The sequence below is a fragment of the Congregibacter variabilis genome (assembly GCF_045689235.1).
Classification (GTDB): domain Bacteria; phylum Pseudomonadota; class Gammaproteobacteria; order Pseudomonadales; family Halieaceae; genus Congregibacter; species Congregibacter variabilis.
Genome location: NZ_CP136864.1, coordinates 1277938 through 1304575, shown reverse-complemented (window position 1 = coordinate 1304575; position 26638 = coordinate 1277938). Strand labels below are relative to the sequence as shown.

17 protein-coding genes are annotated in these 26638 nt (G+C 54.8%); 8 read left to right on the top strand and 9 right to left on the bottom strand.

What is annotated here, in order from left to right:
- Positions 1 to 19 precede the first annotated feature (19 nt).
- Positions 20 to 1564, top strand: coding sequence for a tryptophan halogenase family protein (locus R0135_RS05765; protein ID WP_407349303.1), 1545 nt, complete (start codon positions 20 to 22; stop codon positions 1562 to 1564).
- A 36-nt stretch (positions 1565 to 1600) separates the two neighbouring features.
- The gene (locus R0135_RS05760) at positions 1601 to 2341 is read left to right on the top strand and encodes a DUF599 domain-containing protein (protein WP_407349302.1); all 741 of its coding nucleotides are present in this window, start codon (positions 1601 to 1603) and stop codon (positions 2339 to 2341) included.
- A gap of 25 nt (positions 2342 to 2366) precedes the next feature.
- Here the strand turns inward: R0135_RS05760 and R0135_RS05755 are convergent, their stop codons facing one another.
- Complete coding sequence (locus R0135_RS05755) at positions 2367 to 4499, bottom strand: acylase (protein WP_407349301.1); 2133 nt, start codon at positions 4497 to 4499, stop codon at positions 2367 to 2369.
- 224 nt (positions 4500 to 4723) lie between these two features.
- Here R0135_RS05755 and R0135_RS05750 point away from each other — a divergent pair, with 224 nt between their 5' ends.
- On the top strand, positions 4724 to 5350 hold the full coding sequence (locus tag R0135_RS05750) for a hypothetical protein (protein WP_407349300.1): 627 nt from the start codon (positions 4724 to 4726) through the stop codon (positions 5348 to 5350).
- Positions 5351 to 5420: 70 nt separating this feature from the next.
- On the top strand, positions 5421 to 6455 hold the full coding sequence (locus tag R0135_RS05745) for a glutathione S-transferase family protein (RefSeq protein WP_407349299.1): 1035 nt from the start codon (positions 5421 to 5423) through the stop codon (positions 6453 to 6455).
- Between the two features lie 16 nt (positions 6456 to 6471).
- Here R0135_RS05745 and R0135_RS05740 read toward each other — a convergent pair whose 3' ends face one another.
- From R0135_RS05740 to R0135_RS05730, 3 genes are all read right to left on the bottom strand, one after another.
- Complete coding sequence (locus R0135_RS05740; RefSeq protein WP_407349298.1) at positions 6472 to 7683, bottom strand: saccharopine dehydrogenase family protein; 1212 nt, start codon at positions 7681 to 7683, stop codon at positions 6472 to 6474.
- Positions 7684 to 7695: 12 nt separating this feature from the next.
- Positions 7696 to 10173 (bottom strand): DUF305 domain-containing protein, encoded by a 2478-nt coding sequence (locus tag R0135_RS05735; RefSeq protein ID WP_407349297.1) that lies wholly within the window; start codon positions 10171 to 10173, stop codon positions 7696 to 7698.
- Between the two features lie 142 nt (positions 10174 to 10315).
- Positions 10316 to 13471 (bottom strand): WD40/YVTN/BNR-like repeat-containing protein, encoded by a 3156-nt coding sequence (locus R0135_RS05730; protein ID WP_407349296.1) that lies wholly within the window; start codon positions 13469 to 13471, stop codon positions 10316 to 10318.
- Positions 13472 to 13599: 128 nt separating this feature from the next.
- On the opposite strand from R0135_RS05730, the gene R0135_RS05725 reads away from it, so the two are divergent.
- From R0135_RS05725 to R0135_RS05710, 4 genes are all read left to right on the top strand, one after another.
- Complete coding sequence (locus R0135_RS05725) at positions 13600 to 14487, top strand: bile acid:sodium symporter family protein (protein ID WP_407349295.1); 888 nt, start codon at positions 13600 to 13602, stop codon at positions 14485 to 14487.
- 187 nt (positions 14488 to 14674) lie between these two features.
- Positions 14675 to 17815 (top strand): efflux RND transporter permease subunit, encoded by a 3141-nt coding sequence (locus tag R0135_RS05720; RefSeq protein ID WP_407349294.1) that lies wholly within the window; start codon positions 14675 to 14677, stop codon positions 17813 to 17815.
- Positions 17812 to 19191, top strand: a complete 1380-nt coding sequence (locus R0135_RS05715) for an efflux RND transporter periplasmic adaptor subunit (protein WP_407349293.1) — start codon at positions 17812 to 17814, stop codon at positions 19189 to 19191. Before R0135_RS05720 ends, R0135_RS05715 begins: the two co-directional genes overlap by 4 nt.
- 77 nt (positions 19192 to 19268) lie before the next feature.
- Positions 19269 to 20150, top strand: a complete 882-nt coding sequence (locus tag R0135_RS05710) for a dienelactone hydrolase family protein (protein ID WP_407349292.1) — start codon at positions 19269 to 19271, stop codon at positions 20148 to 20150.
- A 37-nt stretch (positions 20151 to 20187) separates the two neighbouring features.
- Here the strand turns inward: R0135_RS05710 and R0135_RS05705 are convergent, their stop codons facing one another.
- From R0135_RS05705 to R0135_RS05685, 5 genes are all read right to left on the bottom strand, one after another.
- Positions 20188 to 20814 carry a RidA family protein gene (locus R0135_RS05705; RefSeq protein ID WP_407349291.1) on the bottom strand — a complete coding sequence of 209 codons (627 nt, stop codon included), beginning with the start codon at positions 20812 to 20814 and terminating at the stop codon, positions 20188 to 20190.
- A gap of 14 nt (positions 20815 to 20828) precedes the next feature.
- On the bottom strand, positions 20829 to 23942 hold the full coding sequence (locus tag R0135_RS05700; protein ID WP_407349290.1) for an efflux RND transporter permease subunit: 3114 nt from the start codon (positions 23940 to 23942) through the stop codon (positions 20829 to 20831).
- A 6-nt stretch (positions 23943 to 23948) separates the two neighbouring features.
- Positions 23949 to 25061 carry an efflux RND transporter periplasmic adaptor subunit gene (locus tag R0135_RS05695; RefSeq protein WP_407349289.1) on the bottom strand — a complete coding sequence of 371 codons (1113 nt, stop codon included), beginning with the start codon at positions 25059 to 25061 and terminating at the stop codon, positions 23949 to 23951.
- Positions 25062 to 25140: 79 nt separating this feature from the next.
- Entirely contained in the window at positions 25141 to 25581 is a 441-nt protein-coding gene (locus R0135_RS05690) for a hypothetical protein (protein ID WP_407349288.1), read from the bottom strand.
- An 8-nt stretch (positions 25582 to 25589) separates the two neighbouring features.
- Positions 25590 to 26603, bottom strand: coding sequence for an NADP-dependent oxidoreductase (locus R0135_RS05685; RefSeq protein WP_407349287.1), 1014 nt, complete (start codon positions 26601 to 26603; stop codon positions 25590 to 25592).
- Positions 26604 to 26638 lie beyond the last annotated feature (35 nt).

Genomic DNA, 26638 nt, shown 5'->3' with positions numbered 1-26638 from the left:
GTGATAAAGGGCAGCTAAGATGAATAACACCATTAAGAAGGTGGTAGTCGCTGGTGGGGGAACTGCCGGCTGGATGGCTGCTGCATCCTTGTCCAAACTCATTGGAAAGAACCTGGAGATCACCCTTATTGAGTCGGACGAAATCCCTACCGTAGGTGTGGGAGAAGCGACGATTCCACCGTTGATTTTGTTGCATCAGTTGCTCGACATGGACGAAAAGGAGTTTATGAAGGCGGTGCACGGCACCTTCAAGCTGGGCATCTCCTTTGAAAACTGGCGAAACGTTAACGAAGACTACATACACTCCTTTGGTTACACGGGTAAAGACTGCTGGGCGGCGAACTTCCTGCACTTTTGGCTAAAAGGGCTCAACGAGGGCATCAGTAAAGACTATGGGGTCTATTGCACTGAGCTGATTGCGGCACAGCAAAACAAGTTTGCGGTGTTGCAAAGCGGCGCTCTTAATTACGCTTACCACATTGATGCCGGACGTTATGCGGCTTTGTTGAGAAAAGTCGCAGAGGAACATGGCGCTACGCGTCAGGAGGGACGCATCGATAGTGTCGCGACCAATGAGAACACCGGTTTCATAGAGTCTGTAACTTTGGCGTCGGGACAGCGTATTGAGGGTGATCTGTTTATTGATTGCACCGGTTTTAGGGGCTTGCTCATAGAGCAAACGCTGCATACCGGTTACGACGACTGGAGTCACTGGCTGCCCTGCGACAGCGCTGTTGCAGTGCAGACACGCTCCGTAGGGCCACCTATTCCGTATACCCGATCAATCGCCCGAGATGCCGGTTGGCAATGGCGCATTCCTTTGCAGTCACGCGTTGGCAATGGTCTGGTGTTTTGCAGTCGCTACATGTCGGATGACGAGGCTATTCAAACTATCCTCAATAACGTCGAGGGCGAAACGATTAACGATCCTCGCGTGATCAAGTTTCGAACCGGTCAGCGGCGAAAGCACTGGAACAAAAACTGTGTCGCTATGGGGCTTGCCAGTGGATTTATTGAACCGCTGGAGTCCACAAGTATTCATTTGATCCAGAAGGCAGTCACTCGCCTGATACAAAACTTTCCCTTTGAAGGCATTCACGAGTCCGAGATAAAAGAATTCAACACGCAGATGGACGCGGATACAGAGAATATCCGGGACTTCATTATCCTTCATTACCATGTGACCAACCGTGAAGACACGCGTTTCTGGCGTCATTGTAAAAACATGAGCATTCCTGATTCTTTGCAGCACCGTATCGACCTGTTCAAGGAGACCGGACGTGTTTTTAAGTCTCCTAACGATCTTTTTGTGGAAAACTCATGGATTCAGGTGATGTTGGGGCAGGGCTTGATGCCCAAGCAGTACCACACCATTGTCGACGAAATGAGTGATGAGGAACTGCGCAAGTTCATGCAGGGCGCTGAGCTGTCGGTGCAGCGAACGGTGAGTCAACTACCCAGCCATCAGGCTTTTATCGACCACTACTGTAAAGCTGATCTTGGCGCAGGCGGAGAGGGTGCTATGCCGCTTAAGCCTCAGTCCGGTGTTCGCGCGGCGTCATGAGTTACAGAAGATGGTTAACGAAGGTTTTGGATTCTTGTGCAAATCCCCTTTGATCCTTTAGAAATCACGGCTCTTGTTTACTTCCTGTTGCTTTGGGCGGGTTACGCGCGCTATGCCAAGTACCGCGCCAAAAAAGGCCGTGGCCTGTCATTGTCGCGTTCTCTTCGTGATCATCGTGAGGCTTGGGCTCGCCGGTTGTTGAGCCGGGAGATGCGTATGACCGATGCATCACTGCTGGCTAGCCAGGAGCGGGTTGTTGGCTTCTTTGCCTCGGCCACGTTGCTGTTAATGGCCGGCGTGCTCACCGCGCTCACCACGAGTGATCAAATTGCAGAACTGAGTTCGCATATTCCCTTGGCAGAGCATCAGAGCGAAGGACAGGTCGAGGCGAAACTGGCGCTACTGTTAATTATTCTGGTGTATGCATTTTTCAAAGTAACCTGGAGCTTGCGACAATACGGTTTTGCAGCCGTTGTAATGGGGGGAGCCCCCGATGTCGGTGAGCAGGTGTCGTCACAGCAAAAGCAGGCCTTCGCCTGCAATCTGGCGAAGCTTATGGACTCTGCAGGGCATGACAACAACTCGGGTCTTCGGGCTTACTATTTCGGTCTATCTATCATGTGTTGGTTGTTTGGTACCGTGCCATTTTTAGTGGCCACGACCACCACTGTTCTGGTGCTTTATCGACGAGAATTTGTGTCGAATACTGTAGATGCGATTAAACAGGCCCTGGTGCTGCCGCCAGGGGATTCTCAGCAGGAGTCATCCACAAACTAGCGCCGATTGCCTGTTCCAGCTCGTTTTAGGGGCGGTAATCTCGGCTGGCGTGGGCGAGCACATCCTCCAACTCTAATCTCACCGGTCGGTCTTCATGCTCGACGAATAGGGGGGCTTGATCCGCATAATGGGGTGATGCTTCGTCTAAAGTGGCGCTGCCGAAGTTGTGAATCGCGCGGGAACTCACCTGACCGTCCTCATCCCACTCCACGAACATGATGTAACTGTCGCCGGCGACATTGCGACGATAACCGTCTTTTGGATTCTCATCCGTATAGACCGCGCGCAGAACATCGGGGCCACCATCGAGGGGCCAGCTATTCGAGCCCCGTTCGTGGCGCATAACATCACCGTAGGGTGGATCAATTCGCGAAAACTGCGCTTGAAGATAGTCCTGGGATTCTTGCAGTTCTCGGGCAATATCTACCTCGTCCTCTGTGTGTCGGCTGTCTATGAGTGGTGTTAGCGTCAATACCGCAAGTGCCGCGGCTCTGTTATCGCGCTGAGTCCCGAGATCCCAGGACGCCAGAAGGTCAAAAGCATCATGCAGTGACGCGGGTAAGTCCTGCTTACCTGCTGCCAGGAAAGCCTTTAATCGGCCAATTGCTTCGAGATCTTCATCATAGAATACGTCGTACTTGATGCGATAGAAATCCTCTCGACTAATTTCTCCCGCTGCGCTCAAAAGACGTTTCAATCGCAAAGCACGATTCGTAACACCTGTCTCAATACCCATGGTAGGTGAGTAATCCTGCGGTTTTGGCTGACCTGGCCCCACTGAGGATAGGTAAGGACTGTTGTTCGCATTGAAGACAAAACCGCTGCCTGGGTTGCGTGTTGCGGGTACATCATTAAAGGGCCGATAGTCGTCCCATATAAGTTCTGACTTATCGCCGGGTAAATCTTTTTGCCAGTCCCAGCCCTCCATGCGTCTTGGGAACATCGCGTTGTAGTAATGCGCGATGTTGCCCTTGCCATCGGCATAGACCTGATTGATGGAGGGTTGGCTGGCAATTGCCAGGGCTGTTTCGAATTCGGCCATGGACGTGGCTTTGTTGAGCGCAAGGTACTGGTCCAGCGTGCGGATCTCGCCCATACCTGCCCAGCGAATGGCAAAGGTTCCATGCTCCAGCTTGAGCACGGGGCCATGACGGGAAGAGTACAGCGGCTCGGAAAAGGTCCACCGCAGAGGCCCCAGTAGGCGCACAAGAATTTTAGCATCTTGAATTTCGAAATCGACCCACTGGCCATCCAAGAGATACTGATCGTCGTTGTCCGGGTTAAGGGTGAGTTGATAGACATCAACCAGATCTGGCTTGTTTACAGTGCTCGACCAGCCCAGATGGCGATTATGGCCATGGAGGATCACGGGTGAGCCCGGGAAAGTCGCCCCAGCAATATCCCAGCCTTCTTCGGAATGGAGTCGCGCTTCATACCAGGCTACGGGACCGGTGAGTGGTTGATGGGAGTTGATTAATAGACGGGTTTTGCCGTCGCTGGATTTGTGGGGTGCGATGGCGACGCCCTGGCTGCCGCGTTCTGGCTGCTTGTTGTCTGTAAAGGTGAGCGCGGTAACGCCTTGGAGCGAAAGCTCTCGCGGTGTGCCATCGAACAGAGCAGATAGCTCTGTGTCGAACCCGTAAAACAGCGGGAGTTTGAAGGTGAATCCTGCAATGAGGTCTTTGCCAGTAAGCGGAAGAACAAAGTCCGCCACAAGGTGGGGGTTTTGCGCAGCGTACAGGTTTATTCCATCGGCGTATGCCTGAGCGACATCCCGGGCTGCCTGGCTCAGTTCGGTATCGTAGCCAGCCTCCACGGCGTCCCAGACGCCCATTAATTGAATGAGGTAATCTGTCTTGGCGGCATCTGCACCTCTTACCGCTGCGAGCTGTCCTCGCGTCGCCAGTATGACCTCCTGGAGTGTTTCGAAGTCGTCTTCAGCCTGGGCGTAAGCAAGTCCAAATGCAGTATCTGCATCGCGCTTGCCATAGATGTGGGGTACGCCAAACTCGTCTCGTATTATTCGCACATCGTATTTTTCGCCAATCGCGAGTAATGGCGTCAGGTCTACCTTTGCTGGGGCAGTACTCATGATGTTTGCCACGGCGGCGAAGGTAAACGCGAGACTCGCAAGCACGATAATGCGGGACTTTTTCATTTGGGTCTCCGAGAGGGGTTCTGGCTGATGCAACTCAATATCGCTTGGGTAGAGTTCAGTAGCGATACTACAACAGAAGCGCGATCCGACCTTTCAAAAAGCCGCACTTTTGCACAGTAAGCTTGTTTACTTTGAACGCACAGCCGGGCCAACCATTTTTGTTTGAATAAATACCAGTATTTACATATACTGTGCCAATACATTTGCTACGGGAGCTTTTGCGCATGAGTATCACTGTTTGGGGAAGCGCTTTCATGCTCTATCTGCTATTTAAGCTGTGGTACGACGGTTTTCGTCAACCGCTCAGTCAGTCCGACGTAGAGCGTTTTCTTCAGATGGCTACGGCGCGTGCAGAGAAGGATGGGCAAACGCCCAATCTTGAAGGCTTGCGTAAGTTCCTGGAAGAAGACGATGGCAGGGAGTTCATTATGGTGAACTTGCTGCAGTTTAATGCGACGCCTATTAGCGATCCTGATACAGGCGAGGCAAGCACGGGGCCGATACTGTTAAGAAAGTATTTCAAGCCGTTCATGGGGAGGATACTTCGCCGTGCTGGCCATCCGGTCATCGCAGGGCAAGTCAAAGGCGGCTATCTTGACGAATGGAACACACCGCCCAATCCGGGCTGGCACGCCGCCGGGCTTGTGCGTTACCGATCCCGACGAGATGCAATGGAGTTGTCTCTGGCGAACACTGACTTTGACGAGCTTCACAAGTACAAAGTTGCAGCACTGGCCCAGACATTTGCTATTCCCACACACAGGCAAATGGGTTTTTACGCGTCTCCCCGTGTCAGTGTCGCCTTAATTCTGGCTCTTGCTGCGGCGCTGCTTCAGTTGGCGTTGGTGTGAGCGGGCATCAGAGTTAGTGTAAAACCGGGCCTTTATTAAAGGACTGTTAAAACAATCAAGGCGGGCGTTTATGAATTTTCAGGATCCCATTCAACTGATCGGCGCTACAGCGTCGCCCTATACACAGAAGATGCTCGCTTTGCTGCGTTACCGACGGATGCCCTACGCTGTTACCTGGGGTGATCCTGCAACCGTCTGCGAGGCGCGGGGGCTCGAGCCTCCCAAGCCTGCGCTCTTGCCTACTTTTTTATTGGAAGACCATGAGGTGGTGCACGCCATCTGTGATTCCACTCCCATTATTCGAAGGCTTGAAGAAGCGCAAAGTCAGAGATCCGTCTTACCCAAGGATCCAGCGCTGGCATTTGTCGACTATCTTATTGAAGACTTTGCGGACGAGTGGTGTACCAAATACATGTTCCATTATCGCTGGCACTTTGCGGCAGATGCGGACAAGGCTGGCACGATTTTACCGCTGGCCATGAATCCATCAATCTGTGCAAAAGAGCTCGCTGCTTTTAAGAAGCATTTTTCCGAGAGGCAGATAGGCCGGCTTTTTGTAGTGGGGTCCAACGACACGACGGCAGCGGTGATCGATGCAAGCTACCGACGATTTTTGAAAGCAATGGAGCAGCATTTGGCGCAACAGCCTTTTATGCTCGGCCGACGCCCTGGCGCGGGTGACTTTGCCTTGCACGGACAGTTGTCGCAGCTGGTAGGCTTTGATCCAACACCGCGTGCCATCACCCACGAGATATCGCCCAGGTCAGTGGCTTGGGTAGACAGAATGTATGACTTAAGTGGTCTTGATCCATTGGATGGCGACTGGATAAACCTTGAGGAGCAGTCCCCGAGTTTAGGTGATTTGATGCAGGAGATTGGGCGTGTCTATGTTCCCGCGCAATTAGCCAACGCTCGAGCCGTGGGGGCAGGGGACAAAGAATGGGGTTGCGACATAGATGGAGCACCCTGGACGCAAAGGACGTTTCCCTATCAGGCCAAGTGTCTGCAATGGACCAGGGAGCGCTATGAAGCGCTAAGTCAGAGCGACCGGGCACGGGTGAACACTTTTCTGGATGGCACGGGCGTCGAGGCGATGCTGAGCTAAGCCGATTGTCAGGAGCTCAAACGACCGTAAAGCGCATAAATCGGCCACCCTCGGCGTCAGAGAGTCTGTCAACCAATGCGTCACCCAGAGCAGTAGCAGGCGTTAAGACGCCTGTGGCGTCCGGTTTATTCTTTTGTTCCTTTAAAAGACACAGCGCTACTTCGCTTAACATCTTGGAGGTTGCGCCGTAGCCAGGGTCGCCCTTGCCCGAAATAGTGACCTTGGATAGCTTTTTTGATCCGCTTCTGGCGTGTACTTCGACGGTGAATTGCCCCTGAGTCAGCATCCATTTTGGCGGCCCCTGGCCAGACTTGGGGTTGAAGTTGATAGGCTCTCCCAAAGGAAACCCCAGACCTCTACTGCTGTACAGCCAGGCCACTCGCGCCCACATTCCGATAGAGCAGCACTCTCGATAGCTCACGGTTTCCGCTACGCCGGCAAGCGCCAGAGAGCGGCGAACCACCGGGGCATTAATCTGGGCCATAAAAAACGGTATGAGGGTTCCCATACCGTTTACCCGTTGATATCGAAAGCGCTTTGGCATGCCATCGAGCGTGGCGGTCTCTGAGTCGGCGCCGACGGTATTGGGGGCAAGTACGTAGGGATCGTGCATGGCCTCGCGGGTTAATCGACCGCTCTTGATGGCGGCTTGGCGAGCGCGCCCGGAAGCCAGGGTTCCCCCGGAGAAAGATCCACTGTACTCCGTGTAAACGGCAGTCAGCTGAATCGGCTCTTTGTCTTCTATTGATCCTTCGCAGGCTTGCAGTGCCAGATAGGCACCCAAGTCGCTAGGAATTGAGTCCACGCCGCCGCCCAGTACGATCTTGGCTCCACTCTTTATTGCCGTTTGGTGATAGCTGTCGATCATCTCGCGTTGCCAGAAGCCCTCACCGGATAGATCCGAATAATGCACGCCAAGCTTGGCACAGGCACCCAGCAAGGCCTCGCCGTTGTAGCTGGAGTACGGTCCTGCCGTGGTGATCACAACTTGCGTAGAGCGAACCATGGCCTGCACAGCAGCCTCGTCGTCCAAAGGACACACGACAAGCTCAAGCTGATCATGCTCCAGCGACTGACGAACCTCGTCCAGAGCCTCTGCATTGCGCCCGGCAATAGCCCAGCGCTTTCCCGCTAGGTCCGGGTGGCCTGCCAGGTACTTTGCAGCCAGTTGTCCGGTGAAGCCTGTGGCTCCGTAGAGCAGTACTTCGTATCTGGGCTTTTGGGGCATTCAGTGTGTCCTTTAACCGCGTAAGTTCTTGGCGATCCCGCTCAAGGTCTCCGCAAGTCGCGCGACGCGATCCGCGTGGCCCGTAGGAGCTTTGACTGCCTTGACGGACTTTGCCATCTTACTGAACTCGCGAGCCAGTGCTTTGTCCGTCTTGCCAGCGACCATTGCTGTATCCGCCAGATCGAGTGCTTCACGCAGCTCTGCCTGCATCGCTTCTGGTAAGCCATTATCGCGATGCAACTGGTCGAGATAGGCAAGGGCCACGGCCGGTGCGGCGGGCCAGCTGACGCTAAACTGCTGTTGCGGGTTGAACAAAGCGCCTTGATCCGCCAGACGCGCTGCAGCGATTTCATGCTCCGTGAGATGCTCACTTGGTAGTAAAGACAGTACATCCAGTCCCCGGACAATTTCGGTTCCGTAGATAAAGCCCTCATACCAATATGCAGACCAGAATCCTCCAGTGATGATCTCATCAGAAAAATAGGGACCGCGATCGAAGTAGGCTATTTCAAAGGGGTTCTTTGAGTCAGTAAAGTCGATGATGGAAATCCCGCCCTGATACCAGGCCTGCACAAATATATCGCGACCGGGAACCGGAATGATTGAGCCGTTGTGCGCTACGCAGTTCTCTGACTCTAATTGCGGAGCAGGCATTTTGAAATAGCCTCCAAACTCCAGCTTCCCATCAACAATATCGTAAATCGCATCGGCACCCCAGGTGAGGGGGTCCCATGCGCGGCAGCGGGCGCGGGCGCCACCGCCCCACTCATCGGTAAAGAGTACTTTGGTGCCGTCATTATTGAAGGTAGCAGAGTGCCAGTACGCAAAGCCCTCATCGGTCACTACATCAATTCGGGTGGGTTTTGCAGGGTCGCTGATATCAAAGATGATGCCATTGCCGGAGCATGCGCCGGCGGCGATATTTGCTTCGGGGAACACGGTGATGTCGTGGCACTGATCCGTAGGCGAAGTGTCTTGAGTGCCTTTGCCGTGATCACCACCTCGCCATAGGCCCGCGGCCACGCCGCTCTCGGGATCTGCAAATACCCGGGGGCTATCAACGATTCGTGCCGCAGCGGGGTTGTCCACGGGCACTTCGATGACATCGATACGGAAGAGGGCGGTACGTTCGTCTCCGGCTACCTCACCGATGCACCCTTCGAGCTCTTCTTCTTCGCGAACAGATGAGGTGCCTGAGTTGTAGATGGTGATGATCCCGTCTTTGTCGGGACCGGACACCACTGAGTGCGTGTGCGAGCCCCGACAGGTTTGCACAGCGCCTACCTGCAGAGGCATGGTCAGATCAGTAATATCGAAGATGCGCAGACCGCGAAAGCGCTCCTCACTGACGTCTTCGGTGACTCCTTCCAGGCCGCAGTCCAGTCGGCCGCGATTCTCTTGAGCAGACATAAACAAGAGATTACCGACTATGGATACATCACCTTGCCCGCCAGGACATACAATCGATGCCATCAGATCAGGCACACCACTTTCTTGCAGCTCGTAGACGTTAAAGCCGTGATAGTTTCCAGCGACAAGCACATTGTCACGAAAGGCCATGTCGGTGTTGGCAAAACTGAGCATAGGGCGGCGAAGGCTCTTGCCGTCTTCTTCAATGGTGGTGGATCGTTCCTCTGCGTCCTTGGCCTCTGCATCGTCACGATCGTCCCCCTGAGTGTCTTCTTCGTCCAGGGCGCGCGCACCGCGCTCCGCTGGATTTGCTGGATCAAAAAAGCCTGCGGGCTTTCTTAAACTGGCGATCAATTCAATGTTGGCGCTGGCCTGTTCGGCATCAAAGACACCCGGCCTGAGACCTGAGCGAGGATCTTCTGATAAGCCCACGAGCATGCCGTTCATACGTTCAATCTCGACGGCCTGGTCATTCGTGATGTCGTTGGTGAATTCAAAGAGGACAGGGTCGTAGGCAGAGCCCGGCTGATCCATCAGGTCATCAACCATGGTGATTGCCCCGTCGTGATGACGAATCATCAGCGTCAGGAACATACGATCAAAATCGGTGCCCTCTAACTCTGCCAGTGCCGACATTTGTGCCGGCGTGGCCATCCCCGCCATATCGTGATGCATGTGCATGGACTGATGGTTCGATGGTTCCGGCACGTTTTCACCGCGCTGGGCTAGCCATTCCTGCATAAAAGCTATTTCGTCGGCCTGGGTGCCGTTAATTCGCTCCGCCAGATCGACTAGCGCCGGGTTGTTAGTGCGGTCTTTTACCAAAGCCGCCATCTGCGTCGCCTGATGATGGTGCGGGATCATATCCTGCATAAAGGTGACATCAGCCGGTGAGTAGGAAGACTCGGCAATGGCCACAGCCTCGTCGGCGGTAAGTGTTTGTGTCGCCTGCCCGGGAGCTCCGGGTTTGACGATGGGTGCTTGTGCAAAGGTCAGCGCCGACAAACATATGCTTGAGGACGCTAGCAACAATGCAAGGGGAGCTGTGCACCGAGGGGCGCGGGGCTTTTTGTTCGTCATGGGGTGTAATACTCCAAAGTGCGTTTCACAAGGTACGGGATCATAGCGCAGACAAGAAAAAAACACTGCCAATACTGCTTGGGGCGTTGATGGAAGGAGCCAGATTAGCCCCTGCGAGCCTCGGAGGCTCGCAGGGGGCGTTCTAAGGTAGTTTTATGTCCGAGACACCGCTTTGATTGGCAAGCAGATTAAAGCTGTTTAACTGCTTTTCGCGAATATCTGACAACTGAGTCTCGTAGTCTTCCCAGACCTTCAGGTAATCCCGCGTCACGTCTTTGAAACCGTTGGTCAGCGGCAGCTGAGAGGCGTGCATGCGTGCAAGAAGATCCTTGATCTTCATGAGCAGGCGTCCCTCGTGCTGATACACATGCTGGAATGTCTTCAGCTCCTTCTGAAGAATAAGATCAATCCAGGCATCGATGTTTGCTTCGAGCTGCTCCCCTTGCGCCGTGACGGCCGTGGGTGCCCCCAATTCATTGATCAATGCCAGTTGTTTCTTGACCAACCTCAGGTCTTTGACGCCCTGACTCATATTCTCGGCCGCCGCCATAAGAGATGCCGAGAGAGCGTCCATATCAGCGTATTGGCGAAGATTTTCAGCGGTGTCTCCACCTAAGCGCGGATCAACACGCAGACGAAAGCTTTGCTCCTGAACATCGTTGCCAATGGTCATACGTACGGTGTATTCCCCGGGGGCTGCGGTGTAGGCGTCCATACTTCGCGATACGCTGTAAATTTCTGGAAGGCACTCAAATTCGCCCATTTGCAAACGCCAGACCCAAAGGTTATCGCCCAGGTTTGATGAGATGGTTTCCGGACGTGGTATCTCAGCTTGGCCGCGACCACAGATCGTACCCTCAAGGTCCGAGCGGTCACTGTAAACAATCTCATCCTTACTGTTGATTATGTCGAATTGGATAGCTGTCTCGACCCCTTCCTTCAATAGGTAATGCACCTGGAGGCCGCGCGGCGGGTTTTTTCCGGGGCCGGAGTCTGGATAGCCGTTGCCAATGATACGCACGGGATCGCGGGGGGGCAGGAGCACCGAGTCTCCATTAGACAGCCCGTCAAAAATCTCATGCAGGGGAGTTAGATCATCGAGTATCCAAAGGGCCCGTCCCTGGGTAGAGACTACAAGATCGTCCTGTTGAACATACAAGTCCGTTATCGGTACCTGTGGGAGATTCTGTTGCAGGCTCTGCCAGTGTTTTCCATCGTTAAAGGACACAAAAATCCCGTTTTCTGTTCCAGCGTAAAGAAGACCGGGGCGTTTTGGATCAACACGGATTGTCCTGGCAAAGGTGTTGTTAGGAATCCCATCGACAATTTTCTTCCAGGATTTTCCATAGTTGCTGGTTTTGTAAATGCTGGGACTAAAGTCGTTCATCTTGTAACCGGCGCGCGCAAAATACGCTGTTCCCGCCTCGTGGGGCGATGCATCGATGACGTTGATAATGCCCTCGGCGAGTCCGGTGGGTGTGACATTCTTCCAGGTTTTTCCTCCATCACGGGTCAGATGCACCAAACCATCGTCTGATCCTGTCCAGATGACACCTTCGCTCACCGGACTCTCAGCTATGACAAACAGATTGTTGTAACTCTCGGCAGTGATCTGTTCGTTTGAGATGGGGTAGCCTCCGCGACCCTGCTGCTCCTTGTTGTTGCGTGTCAGGTCCTCGCTGAGTATCTCCCAGGTCACGCCTCTATCGACGGAGCTCATCAGGTATTGCGATCCATAGTAGATACGATCGGGGTTATGGGGAGAGACGATCACGGGGCCGTTCCAGTTTCCACGGTATTTAAGATTTCTAGGCTCTTCACCGGTGACACGCTCGGGATAGGGGCGAACATTGCGGTACTGTCGCGTATCCCTATTCCATTCGCCGAGCATGCTGGCAAAGAACGTGGTGTAGACATACTTTGGATCGTCTTTATTAAAGGCGATTGTTGCGCTCTCGCCGGAGCCAATAGACCACCAGTGGCTTGTGCCGATACCGCCGCCACGGGCACTCATGCTCTGACTCGCAATGGTGATGCCATTGGAGTCCTGTTGTGCGGAATAGACGCGATAGGGGAAATTGTTGTCGGTGATGACTCGATAAAATTGCCCCGTGGGCTGATTCATCTGTGTAGACCAGGTCTGTCCGCCATCCATGGAAACGTTGGCGCCACCGTCATTACCATTTATGAGGATGTCGCTGTCCGATGGATTAATCCAGATGGCATGATGATCACCGTGGGGGGCCTTGTACTGTTCAAAGGTCTTGCCGCCATCAATGGATTTTATGAGCACGCCGTTCATTACCCAGACTTCGTCCTCATCGTTGGGGTCTGCAGTAATGTGCATGTAGTACCAGGCGCGGGCCCAGGTGTTTGGATCGTCGCTGACTTGCTTGAAGCTCTCGCCGCTGTCATCCGACCGATAAACGCCGCCCTCGCCATCTTTGGCCTCTATGGCCGCGTAAACTATGTTCTGATTAGCGGGGGATATGGCGATGCCCATCTTGCCCTTCAGTTTTGGTAGGCCCTTATCGATCTCTGTCCAGGACTCACCGCCGTCTGTGGTTTTATACATACGACTGCCCGGGCCGCCGCTTTTTACCACCCAGGGTTTGCGACGAAAATCCCAGCTGGTAGCCATGAGGAAGTTCGGGTCCTCGGCGTCCATGCTCATATCTGCAAAGCCGGAGTCTTCGTTGACGAAGAGGATCTTCTTCCAGTTTTGTCCGCCGTCTACTGTTTTATAGATCCCGCGTTCCTCATTCGAGCCCCAGGGATTGCCCTGCGCTGCGAGAAAAACCACGTCGGGGTTTTTGGGATGAATATGAATGCGACTGATGTGGCGAGTGGCCTCCAGACCCATATGCGTCCAGGTCTTTCCCGCGTCAGTCGATTTGTAAACACCGTCACCATGAGAGGTCTTTACTCCGCGGACCGGGCCTTCGCCTGTGCCCACATAGATGATGTTTGGATCGCTGTCGGCAACATCAATGGCGCCGATGCCTGAGGTGTTAAAAAAACCATCTGATACGTTTTCCCAGGCAGTCCCAGCGCTGCTGGTCTTCCAGACCCCGCCCCCGGTGGCACCAAAATAGTAGGTAAGAGGGTCGTTCTCGATACCAGCTACCGTTGTTACTCTGCCGCCGCGGAACGGACCAATGTTTCTGTACGTCAAGGTCTGATAGAGCGTTGCGTCAACGCCCTCGGTGGCGCTGGCCGAAGTGGTCAGGATGCTGGTGGTCACTAACGCCGCGAGGAACGCCGCAGAAATGAATAGTTTGTAAGTACAGTTAAGCATGTGGCACTCCAGTTGACGCTGTAGGAGCCTAGCTTACAACAACACTACTGTTATCGTGTGCGACAAGATGTCTGCTGGCAACGGCCTTTGGACAAGGCTTTCAAATAATCAATGTCTTAGGGGTCACCATGGGTGAGCTTTACCTTAAGTACGAGTACTGGGTGGCCGTTTTTCAGCTCGTGATGGCGATGCTCGGTATGGGGGCGACGCTGACCCCCCGGCACTTTCGTGACGTAATCATGGAACCCCGCGCCGTAAGCATTGGCGTAGCTGTGCAACTGCTGCTCGTGCCGCTTATTGCTTATCTGTGTATTTGGGGATTTGGGATGGTTGGTGGAGTGGCGGTGGGTATTGCGCTGATCGCGGCTATACCGGGAGGCACTACCTCGAACATTTTTACCCATTTTGCCCGCGGTAACACGCCTCTTTCGATCACTATGACGGCATTGACTACATTTGCTTGTCTGCTCACTACGCCGTTGATTCTCGGGGTTCTTATCACCGAATACATGCCTGAGGACTTTGTGATGCCACGCCAGCGGGTCATGGTGGAAATAGCACTGACGCTGTTGTTACCTTTGGTGTCAGGCATGCTGTTTCTACGTGTTTTTCCTCGGTCGGCCACGGCTTTTTCTCAGTGGTGCGTGCGCAGTTCGCTGCTGGGCATTGCGGCCATTGTGGTCGGCTCGTCAATGTCAGGCCGACTGGATGTCGAGGCTTTTGGCCTGTTTAACCTATCAGCGGTTTTTGTTTTTGTGTTGGCTCTTGTGTTTGCCAGTATGTTGGCTTGTAAGCTGTTAGGACTTTCCAGTGTTGACGCTACGGCGATCGACATGGAAGTAGTGGTGCGCAACATTAATTTAGGCGTACTGATAAAAGCGTCGCTGTTTCCGGCAGTCGTGGGTCAAGCGGATCCACTGGGGGATTTCGTGTTGTTTTCTTTGCTGGTATACGGCGGTGTGCAAATGCTTGTGGCCGCAGCATTCATTGTCTGGCGCAGACCAAAGCACGTTTGAATGTCTTCCTCTGCTGGGCGCTGCACCTGGCGAATCTACAAAAGATACAAGGCTAAATCACCTGCCTAGGCTGGTGCTCAGGGCGTTAATCGCCTAAATCCAGCAGTCCACCGCAAAGGACTCCTAAGCGGGGCTTTGCAGGAGTAGATTTCACGCACTGGAAACTAATGAGTGTGAGTCTGCAGCCGTGCAAACCGCGAAATCAGCTTGGATCGATATTTTTGCACGCCATCGTCTGGCGGCGAACCTTCTTATGGTCATGATGCTAATGGCCGGCGTCTGGGGGGCCGTGAAGATAAAGGTCCAGATGAATCCGGATCAAAGCTGGAACGTCGCTGAAGTTGAATTGCAGTGGCCCGGTGCTTCTGCAGAAGACATGGAAAAGCTGGTGACGAATCCGGTAGAGCATCAGCTTCGCGGCTTGCAAGGCGTTGAGCGTCTAAATTCCTGGACGCGCAATGGCTTTGCCTGGGTACAGCTCCGTTTCGATCGAAACACAGACATCAACAATGCCGTAGACACCATCAAGCAGCGCATCGCCTTGGTGCGTGATCTTCCTTCGAACCTGGAGCCGCCAAAGGTTGCCATCGACCGTTGGTACGAAACGGTCGCCGCTGTCTTTCTCACCGGGCCGGATGACTTCACTGAGCTTGCCCCCATGGCCCATGAAGCCGAGCGTCAACTGCGTGCGCTGGGGGCCGACGTGGTGGAGATCCGGGGACTGCCCCGGGAAGAAATCGCCATAGAAATTGATGGGCTCACCCTCGTCGAAATGAACGCCAGTATTGTGGATGTTGCGCAGTCTATTGCCAGACTGAGCAACGATACCCCTGCGGGCACTATTGGAACGGGGCAGGGCCGACGCCAGATTCGCTCTATGGATCAGCAGCGCAGCGTTAGGGGCTTTGAAGAGTTGCCGATAGCCTCCATTGCCGGTGATCAGCTTGCGCAGCTGGGCGATATAGCGCACGTTGAGCGACGCGCTATCGAGAATCAGCGGTATTCGCTTATCGACGGCAAGCCGGCCATTGAGCTTCGCGTACGCCGGGGCGATGGCACGGATACCTTTGATGCTGCCCAAGTCATTAAAACCTGGCGTGCCCAGCAAGAGGAATCGCTACTGGCCCGGGGCGTAGAGACCAAGGTCTTCATCGAAGCATGGCGCTTTGCCGCCGACACGATGGGACTGGTGTTGCGTAACGGCGTGTCCGGCCTGTGTCTGGTACTCGCAATGTTGTTCTTGTTTCTTAATCTTCGCGTCGCCGGTTGGGTCGCCCTGGGCATTCCCGTGTCCTTTGCCGGTGCTTTGCTGCTCTTTTACGCATTTGGCGGCACGCTCAACTTTCTATCGATGATTGGGCTGGTGATGGCTCTGGGGATCGTGGTCGATGACGCCATCGTGGTGGGAGAGCACTCCCTTTGGCAGTTCGAGAACGGCCTGCCGCCAGAGGAAGCGGCCGTGGTTGGCGCGCAACGAATGTTCCTGCCGATTGTCGCTTCCAGTCTGACCACCATGGCTGCTTTTCTACCGTTGGTCATTGTGGATAGCGACGAGATTCGCGAAATTCCCATTCTAATGCTGTGCGTGATACTGGCTTCGCTGGTCGAGTGTTTTTTGATTATGCCGGGCCATCTCAAACACTCTTTCCGCCGCATGGCGGAAAATAAAAAGCCCACACCTGCCCTGCGTAAGGCTTTTGATGTGCACTTTGATCGCTTTCGCGAAAAGCGCGTCCTTCCCTTACTCCGCTGGTGTCTGGCTCATAGACGCGTAGCCATTACCGCCGCCGGCAGCGGTTTTCTTTTTGCGGTGAGCCTTGTGGCGATGAGCCTTGTTAAGTTTGATCTGAATATGAATATTACTTTTGAATTTGCCGAGGCGAATATTCAGTTTACGGCGGACGCTGATGAAGCGCAGCGCCATGCTTATCTGCAGACACTGGAGGACTATGTGCAATCCACTGACGAGCACTTCGGAGGTGGCAATATTGTAGCCCGCTGGGTCCAGATCAATGGAGCCACTATCAGCCGCGATCGTCGTGAAGGTCCGGAGTTTGCCAGTGTGTTTGTGGAGCTGACGTCGCCGGAGTCTCGCGACGTGAGCTTGGCCAAATTTTTGGATCACTGGCAGACATCTATCCCTGACTCGGCGATCGTTGAGCAATTACAGATAGAGCAGGGTGATCAGCCCTGGCCGGAGATTGAGCTCACTTTTAGCGGTGCTGATACAGCCGCTCTAAAAGGCGCAGCAGGCGAGTTGGCAGCGGTAATGCGCACGATGCCTGGAGTCAATAATGTGCATGACGATCTTCCTTACGGGCGGGATCAATGGGTATTTAGATTGACTCCCGAGGGTAGAGCACTGGGTCTGTCCGCCACCGAAGTCGGTCGTCAGGTTCGCACAGCATTTGAGGGTGAGCGCATTCAATTGTTTACCGAGGAAGATGCAGAACTTGAGGTGCGAGTGTCTCTGCCCAGTGAGGACCGTCACCGCCTCACCAGCCTTGCACGCTTGCCTGTGATCACAGCCAGTGGAGAAATACTGCCCCTGTCTACCGTGGCCATCATCGAAAGCCGTCGCGGTATCGACAAGATTAATCACGTTAATGGCGTGCAAACGGTTGCGGTACGCGCGTACCCGGACAAGACGATTACCACGGCTGATGCAGTTATCAATGAATTGGAAGCAGAGCTGATGCCGGCGATTGCCAGCAAGTGGGGAGTAAGTCCAGGAAAAGGGTTTGGGGCCAATGAGCAGAGTGAGCTTCTTCGCGAAATGTTCATCGGGTTTTTGATCACGTTGGCACTTATCTACATTATCTTGGCCTGGACCCTGCACTCATTGAGCTGGCCTCTGGCTATTATGTTTGCCATTCCCTTTGGCCTCACCGGTGCGTTGCTGGGCCTTTGGGGTATGGGCTTTAACATTACGCCGCTGGCTTTTCTGGGGATTTTTACGCTCACCGGGGTCATCGTGAATGACTCAATCATACTGGTTACTGCCTATCGGGATCACCGCCAAGCTGGTATGGGCGCGGACGAGGCAATCATCGAAGCAGTTCGACAGCGTTTGCGACCGGTGCTACTCACTTCGCTGACTACCGGGCTTGGCCTTGTTCCGATGATGCTTGAGTCATCCTTGATGGGCGCTGCTTTTATTCCCCTCGCTACAGTGATTTGTTTTGGCATGCTCTATGGCACCGGTCTTATATTGCTGGTCATACCCGCAATCTTATCCGCTTTGAATACCTGTGAATTAAGCTGGCGGCGCTTACAAAGCCGCGCAAATACCCTACAAAATCCTGCTCTTGGAGCACCAAGCTCATGAAACTACTCTCTATTGTGTTGACGCCTGCGCGACTTATCGGAAGTTGGCTGCGAAACAGCCTGCCGGGTCGCTACATTCGCGCTCTGTCCTCATCTGCTCGAATCAGCTTGTCGATCATCGGGGGGCTGGTGGTGGCAATTTTTGGACTGAGTGCCTTTAGCAGTAATGACATCGAAGTGGATGCAACGCCAGAAGCTATTCCCGTGGTTGCAAGACCCGCGCAGCATCGTTCGCTGTCGCCAGAGATTCATGTGTTTGGTCGGGTTGAGAATCCGAATACTACGGCATTGCGCGCTGCCACCTTGGCCTATGTGACCGAAGTGAATGTTCGCGAAGGACAAAAAGTATCCGCAGGGGATCTTTTACTGCGCTTGGATGATCGAGACGCGCAGTTATCTGTTCGACGCTTCGAGGCAGCACTGACCGAGGCGCGGGGAGAATACGAGAGAATGCGCGCACAACAGATTGCGGAGTCAAAGAATGCTGAGCACCAGCGGCGGCTCTTCGAACTCACCGTCAAGAAGCAGGAGCGTTTCCAAACGCTTTTCAGTAAAGGCCAGATTTCGGCCACTGACTATGACGCTCTGGAACAGCAGCGACTCGAAATGGAGATGCAGCTCAATCAACAGGAAATGCTTCTTGCCAGCCATGAGTCACACAGAGCCTCGGCTGACGCCCGGGTCATTCGCGCTGAAACGGATTTGCAGGAGAGTATGTTGAATCTCGAGCGCCTTTCACTGCTGGCGCCCTTTGATGGCACGGTGATTCAGATTGATGCGGCTATTGGAGCGCGTATCGATGCAGGTCAGACAGTCATGTCGCTGTTTAATGCGGATTCTCAGCAGGTTAGAGTGTCTCTTCCGGAGCACGATGCCAATGCCTTGCACGCAGCAATCAGCAATGGTCAATCCATCCTTGCCGCAGCGAGGGTAGGGGATGAGTGGGTGAACCTGGACTTGCTCGATATTGGGTCTCAAGTCAGAAGTGGTCGCGCGGGGACCGATGTTTTGTTTGCTTCACCACTGGACAGCGAGCTGGCACTGGGGCGGGCGGTAGATGTGAGAATTACGCTTCCGCAACAGGCGAATCTCATTGAGGTTCCACTGCAGAGCGTTTACGCCGACCGCCTGGTCTATACCGTCGAGAACGATATGCTCAAGTCCGTGGATGTGGAGCGAGTGGGTATTCGTGAGGATGCCCAGGGCAATATGAGTCTTCTCATCCGTGCAGACAGCCTCGGGGAAGGCGAGCTTCTGGTGGTTTCATCTCTGAGTCGCGCGGGATCGGGTGCACGGGTAAAGGTGTTAGGTGCAGATGAATCTGTGCTTGATTCTTCAGATATCCTCGATACCCCGGAAGCACTTGTGGCGCGTTGATTGAGTGATCGCTGCGGATCATTCGTGAATATGGGATTATGGGTATCTGCGTTGAAGGACAAGGAGCCCAAAGTCTCATGAAGCAACAAGAAATCGATGATCAGGTATTTGATCTTTACGACGAGTACTGCCACGGCGGTATGAATCGGAGACAGTTTTTTGAACGCGCTGCGGCATTGACCATTGCCGGGGCCTCAGCGCTGAGCATGGCCAAGGCGCTGATTCCCAACTACGCCCAGGCACAGGAAGTACTTTTTACCGATGAGCGTATTAAGGCTACTTGGGTCGATTACGACTCTCTCGGTGGTAGTTCCGGTCGTATGCGGGGCTATCTTGTACAGCCTCAGGGCGAAGGCCCGTTTCCTGCTGTGCTCGTCATGCACGAAAATCGAGGACTTAACCCATACATACAGGACGTGGCTCGACGCTTCGCGGTAGCAGGATTTTTGGCCCTGGCTCCTGATGGCCTGTCACCCATAGGCGGTTATCCCGGAAATGATGACGATGGACGTGCGATGCAGCGGACGCTGGATCAATCCAAACTGCGTCAGGACATGGTCAACAGCGCACGCTTTGTGAAATCTCACACGCTTTCTACAGGCAAGCTCGCTGCTACCGGTTTTTGTTGGGGTGGCGGCACGACCAACTTCCTGGCGACTGAGCTTGGCAGTGATTTGCAGGCAGCGGCACCGTTTTATGGTGCGGCAGCTGATTCAGATAAGGTCGGGAACATCAAGGCCGCGGTGCAGGTTCATTATGCCGAAGTTGATGAACGAGTGAACGCTATGCGGCCAGACTATGAGGCAGCGCTCGCCGCGAATGGTGTCACATATGAAATGCATGTGTACCCCGGTACGCGCCACGGCTTTCACAATTACTCTACGCCGCGTTATGACGCTGAGGCTGCAAAGTTAGCCTGGAATCGCATGGTGAGCTTTTTTCAGGAACAGCTTACCTGAAGTGTCAGGGCCACGCGGTGGCTGGGACGGACGCTACTTAGGGAGCGTCCTCTACCTCAACGATCATTTCAATCTCTACAGCCTGGCCTCGGGGCAGCGACGCCATGCCCACCGCTGCCCGGGCGTGCCGTCCACGCTCCCCAAATACCTCGACGATGAGATCAGAAAACCCGTTTATTACAGCAGGCTGCTCAATAAAGTCGGGATCTGAATTTACCATTCCCAGGACTTTGACCACTCGTTTTACGCGACCGAGATCTCCCAGCATGGCTTTGAGAACTGCCATTTGATTGATTGCCGTGAGTCTTGCCGCTTCATAGCCTTGCTCAATATCGAGATCCTTGCCGAGTTTGCCGGACACTTCGCTTCCATCGGCGCGCTTGGGTCCTTTTCCGGCAAGAAAAATGAGATTTCCTGTTTGTACACCATTGACGTAATTGGCCACGGGGCTGGGCGCTTCAGGTAGCACAATACCCAGTGCCTGCAGTTTGGCCTCGGGGCTCAGTACTTCGCTGGTACTTGCTGAAGGCTGCGCATGTAGGTTGACTGCGAGCAGGACCCCCAGTAGCAAGGCAGTGCCACTGCGCAGTAACTGCCGACCCTTGCGGTTTTGAGCGTTTTGACGCCGCGCGCGTGACAGCGCATTTACCATTAGCTTAGGCATGGTCTATAGGTCTCCTAGGATTCTTCGCTGAGTTGCATAGCATCGCGCATTTCCGCATCTAATGCTTGTGCCGCGTGTGAGCGCGGGCGGGCGAAGCGGGCAACACCCAGATATAGAACGGGGGTCAGATACAGAGTGAAGAGTGCTGTGAGGCCCAAGCCGCCAAAGACAACCCAACCCACGGCAGACCGGGCTTCGGCGCCGGGCCCGCTGGAGATGATGAGAGGTAGGGCGCCCAGTACTGTCGATACCAGAGTCATGGCGATGGGGCGCAGGCGCACGGCGGCTGCCTCTGCCACAGCATCGCGTACCTTACGACCCTCATCTCTGAGCTGATCGGCAAACTCCACCAAGAGGATGCCATTTTTGGCAATAAGGCCTATGAGCATCACAAGGCCTACCTGAGAATAAATATTCAGGCTGGTACCGGTCAGGAAGAGCGCCAAAATAGCTGCGGCCAGTCCGAAGGGGACCACAGCAATAATCACAATAGCGCTGGTGAGGCTTTCGAACTGTGCCACAAGCACCAGAAACACGATAAGAAGTGCGAAGCCATAGGTCAGGAGCGTTTCGCGGTTGGACTCTTCCAGTGTCGCAGCCTCACCCCGAGTCAGTACCTCAATATCCTCGGGGATGACTTCCATGGCCAGGTCGCGAAGCTCGTCAACCGCTGTCTGCATCGCTACACCCTGAGCCACATCCACATCGACTTCGATGGCTCTGCGCTGAGACTGCCGCTCAAGTTCACTCGCAACGCCTTCTTCAACGATTTCCACTACGCTGGACAAAGGAACCAGAGCGCCGCTTCCCGCGCGCACATAGAGATTCGTCAAATCGCCGGGATCATTGACAGCGCGCGCGCCGCTCTCGAGCATGATGGGCACGGCCTGATCTTCAATATTGAGGTCTATCACGTCGAGGCCGTCGATCATTGCTCTGAGAGTTTCTGCAAGCTCAGGCAGAGACACGCCCAGGTCGGCCAAACGGCGCCGGTCGATACGGACTGATAATTGCGGCTGAGTAGGCTGATAGCCTACGCGTGGGCCACTAACACTTTGCAGGCGTTCGCGGATGGCATCAGCATAATCTCGGGCAGCGGCGTAGATACGGCCGTAGTCGTTACCCGTGAGAACGATTTTCAGCCCTCCGGATGCACCTCTAAGATTCAGGCTATTGCCGCTGTAAACTCTGGGTCCGGCTCCGGGCAGGTTGCGAAGGATGGGCGCTATTTCAGCGGCGATTTCCTGCTGACTGCGAGCACGTTCATCCCAGTCGGCAAGAGGCGCACTGATGAATACCAGGTTTGGATCGTAGCGACCCACAACGGTGTAGAGCGATTTTATCTCACCACTTTTTACAAGAGGCAGCAGTACATCCTCCATGCGGTCTGCCTGGCGGCCCATGTAAGGTAAGCCAACCCCGTCGGGGCCGCGAGCGAATATGTTGATTTCACCGCGGTCCTCGCTAGGCAGCAGTTCCTGATCAAGTTGCAGGTACAGTGCCCCGGAGCCTGCTGCGGCTAGTAAGCACAAGACGAGCACGGACCAGGGGTGCGCGAGAACTTTGTTCAGGCTGCGGATATAGAAATTTTGCAGATGAGTCCCGGTTTTACGCATTTTCCGGTCAAAGGCCCCTTCTGTGGAATCGCCGAGTCGCGCCATGGCGGCGGGGACCAAAGAGAGCGCAACGAAGGACGAAATCGCTACGGCGACGGCCAGCACAAGTCCGAACTCGCGAAACAAGCGGCCGGCAGTGCCTGGCAGAAATGCGATGGGGACAAATACTGCGACTAAAACAACTGTGGTGGCGATGACGGCAAAAAACACCTGACGCGTGCCCAGCACCGCCGCCGCGTTGGCGCCAAGTCCCTGCCGTCGCCGGCGCTGAACGTTCTCAAGCACTACGATGGCGTCATCGACGATAAGACCTGTGGCGAGCACTAAAGCCAGGAGCGTTAAAATGTTGATGGAAAAGCCAAGGACCCAAATGGCGCCGACGGTGCCCAAAAGCGAAACGGGGATGGCAATTGCCGGCACCAATGTGAGGCGCCAAGACCCGGAAAACACTCGTATGGTGGCGACCACAACCATTACAGCGAGAAACAGGCTCAACAGCACTTCCTTTACGGCACCGCGAATGAATATGGCGTTATCAGAAATCTTCTGAAGGGTCAGATCATCAAAGCGCGCGTTGAGTTCGGCAATGGCGCGGTCTGCGCCGGCGGCAATCTCAATGGTGTTAGAGCCAGCCTGTCTCACTACCCCGATACCGACCACGCGCTGACCATTAAGGCGCACAATGGACTCCGCATCCGCGGGCGCAAACGCAACATCAGCTACATCGCCGATGCGGACGGTGCCAGTCACGATAGTGTTGGCGACTTGTTCTTCGGTTACTACCGAAGCATCCGCACGAACCAGCAACTGCTGGTCGCCGCCACGAAAGCTTCCCGCCGGTACATCCAGCGGTGCCTCTCTCAAGACTGCCGCAACGTCGCTTACCGTGAGCCCGTAACTGGTCAGCCTCAGCGGATCCAGGATAACGCGCAGCGTGCGTTTGCGGCTTCCAAACAAGGGGACATCCGCTACTCCGGGTAGCGCCAGAAATGCCGGAACAATGTCCTGTTCAACAATTCTTGTTAGCGTCTCTTCGTTATAGCGCGTACTGAGTACCGCGACACGAACAACTTCTTCCGCATCTTCATCCGCTTTGTACACCGCCAGTTGTTCTACATCGTCAGGGAGGTTTCGAGCAGTTTGGCTGATTGCTTCTCGCACATCAGTGGCTGCGCGGTCCAAATCGTAGCCGGGGCGGAACTCGGCGCGGATTCGGGTGCTGTTCTCTTCGCTCGATGAGCGGATGTCGGTGACACCCGATACCCGGGCAACGGCGCCTTCCAGCACCCGTGTTACCTCGGCATCCATGGTTTCCGGCGACCCGCCGGGAAGTTGCGCGCGCACATTGATGATGGGGCGATCGACGTCCGGCAGCTCCCGTACTTCGACCGCCAGCAGTGCGGCTAAGCCCGCGATGGCAATGAGCATATTCATCACGGCCACTAGCCAGGGTCGCCGGACTCCCAATGCAGGTAAATCGTTACGCGCGTCCATAGCGTCATTGTGTTGCATGGCGTTCTAGCCCTCTCGGGCGGCGGGCAACAGCACGCCCCGGGCATCACGTGCTAGCGCATCGGCATCCATGGTACGAACAGAAATGCCATCGCGCATCGACTGCACTCCCTCGCCGACAACTAAAGAGCCGTCGGGAACGTCTGCATTCACCAGCACTCGCCGTCCCTGTCTCTGCACGAGTTCTGCGGCCACGCGTCGCGCCTTATTATCCTCTACCAACCAGATGTAGGCTCCCTCTGCTCCCCACTGTAGGGCAACCTCGGGAACGGATGGGTAAACCCCGCCGGTGAGATCCAGCTCTACGCGAAAACTCATGCCCGGTCGCAATTTATCATCGCTATTAGGTACTTCCGCGCGTGCGATGAATGCCCGGGACAGGGGGTCGACGCGCGACCCTAAATCTACAACGGTGCCGCGAGCTTCAGTGCGTTCGGCGCTCCAAACTTCGATGCGTACAGGATCGCCGGTGGTCAGACGACCTACAAAGGCTTCGGGGACGTCAAAGCTTACGAGCAGTACGCTGCGATCATCGATGGTGGTGATTTCTGTCGCGGTATCTATACGATCCCCTGCGTCGACATCGGTGATACCCACAAATCCGTCAAAGGGCGCAGTGATAAAGCGTCTTTGCAGGGCTATTCTCGCGCGGTCGCGTTCAATACGTGCGCTGTCCAGTGTCGTTCGAGCGGTGTCGATGGTGGTCTCGGGCACCGTGCGTTGCACGCTGTCGTTAGCTTGAGTGTAGCGCGCCAGCATACGCTCGGCGTCGGCTAGACGAAGTTCAGCCAGCTCCAGTGCCAGCTCTTCGTCCCGGGAATCCAGTGCTAGCAGTACCGCATCTTTTTCCACCCTGTCACCGGGCTGAAAGTTCACCGCAACGACTTCTCCGGCAACTTCTGGAAACAGCGATACTGATCGGTGGGCGCGAGCGGTGCCCACGGCTTCTACGCGGGTTTGCCGTGCCTTGAGTTGTACTGCCTCCACCACCACGGGGACGGCAGGTCGACCGCGGTCTTGCTGCACAACAGCTTGCTCTTGGCGATCCCCGCAGGCAACCAGCTGTAGTCCTATGATGGCAGCAAGGGTGGCACTCAGGGCGCGCTGGAAGGACCGCATTTTTCTCTCCGCTATTTGTCCGCTAAACATCACGCTAATCAATAGATACGGCGCCTTGGGCCAAAGAGATTACCGCGTGCTAGTGGTCCGTTTTGTCGCTTTGGCAGCTTAGGGCGGCTTCTCCGTCCGCCGCTGCTTCGATCATGAGGTAGCGAGCGGTCTGGTCGCCCACATTCACGGCCTCGTGCCACTCGATTCCCTCTGGATTTGCGAAAGTGATCGCTGAGGGGATGTCCTGCACGCGAGTGCCCAGCGCATCGGTAATCTTCATGCGTCCCCCTTCCAGAACGTAGCCGACATGCGGCGGATGAAAGTGACGTTCATGACCAATTCCAGGTGGGAAACTGCACCGCAGGATTCTCAGTTGCTCATCCCTGTGCAGGCATTCGCATACGGATTTTCCCTCCCACCCGGCGGCCAAAGGATCCGGTAAGTCCTCAGCAAGGGTGACCAAGGGCAGCATTAAGAGGCCTGCGCGCAAGGCGCTGAGAGCGCTAAGAGTGCTAAGAGTGCTAAGCATTTGAGTTTCTAGGGCTCCTGTGAAACGCGCACCACCAGCTTACCCAGATTTTTGCCACTAAACAGGCGTTCCAGTGAGCTCGGTGCATTCTCCAGGCCTTCTACGATATCGGTTTCGTAGTGAATCTTGCCCTCTGCAAGCCAGGCTGCCATGGCCTGCATGCCTTCGGGGAAGCGATCGAGATAATCGAGGATGATAAAGCCCTTCAGTAGCGTGCGTCGCATAAGCAGATTCGCAAAGTTGTAGGGCCCGGGGGTAGCTTCTGTATCGTTATAGCTGGAGATCAATCCGCATAGTGGCATGCGCGAGAAATCGTTGAGACGGGCAATGACTGCGTCCATGATTTCTCCGCCGACGTTCTCGAAATTGATGTCAATGCCGTCGGGGCAGTGGCGATCGAGGGCTTCTGCCACGTTCTCTCTTTTGTAGTTGATGGCGGCGTCGAAACCGGCCGTTTCAGTTAACCATTGGCACTTGTCATCAGAGCCTGCGATGCCCACTACACGGCATCCATGAATTTTGCCTATCTGTCCCACCATCGATCCAACAGCGCCTGCTGCTGCAGACACCACCAGTGTTTCTCCCGCTTGTGGTTTACCGATGTCGGTAAGACCGAAGTAGGCTGTCATTCCCGTCGCGCCAAGCGGTCCCATGAATGCTGTTAGTGGCAGTCCGGGAATATCGGGTAATACATTTACCATGTCTCCCGGGATGTCGTTATAGAGCGCCCATTGAGACAGGCCGGTGTTGACTATGGCGCCGGCCTGAATCAGCAGGTGATTGCTTTGGGTAACGACGCCAATACTTCCGCCGCGCATTCCCTCACCAATACCTACCGGGGGTAAATAGGCATCAGCGTCACTCATCCAAATACGGTTTGTCGGATCGAGGGACAGGTAAATGGTTTTTACACGAACACTGCCATCAGCCAATTCACCCAAAGGGCTCTCGACAAGCTCAAGATCAGTGTCTTTGATATCTCCAACGGGTCGTTGGCGTAGTACCCAGGTTTGATTCGTCATTGCTATTCCTTGTTTTTTTCTGCTACGGGTAGAAT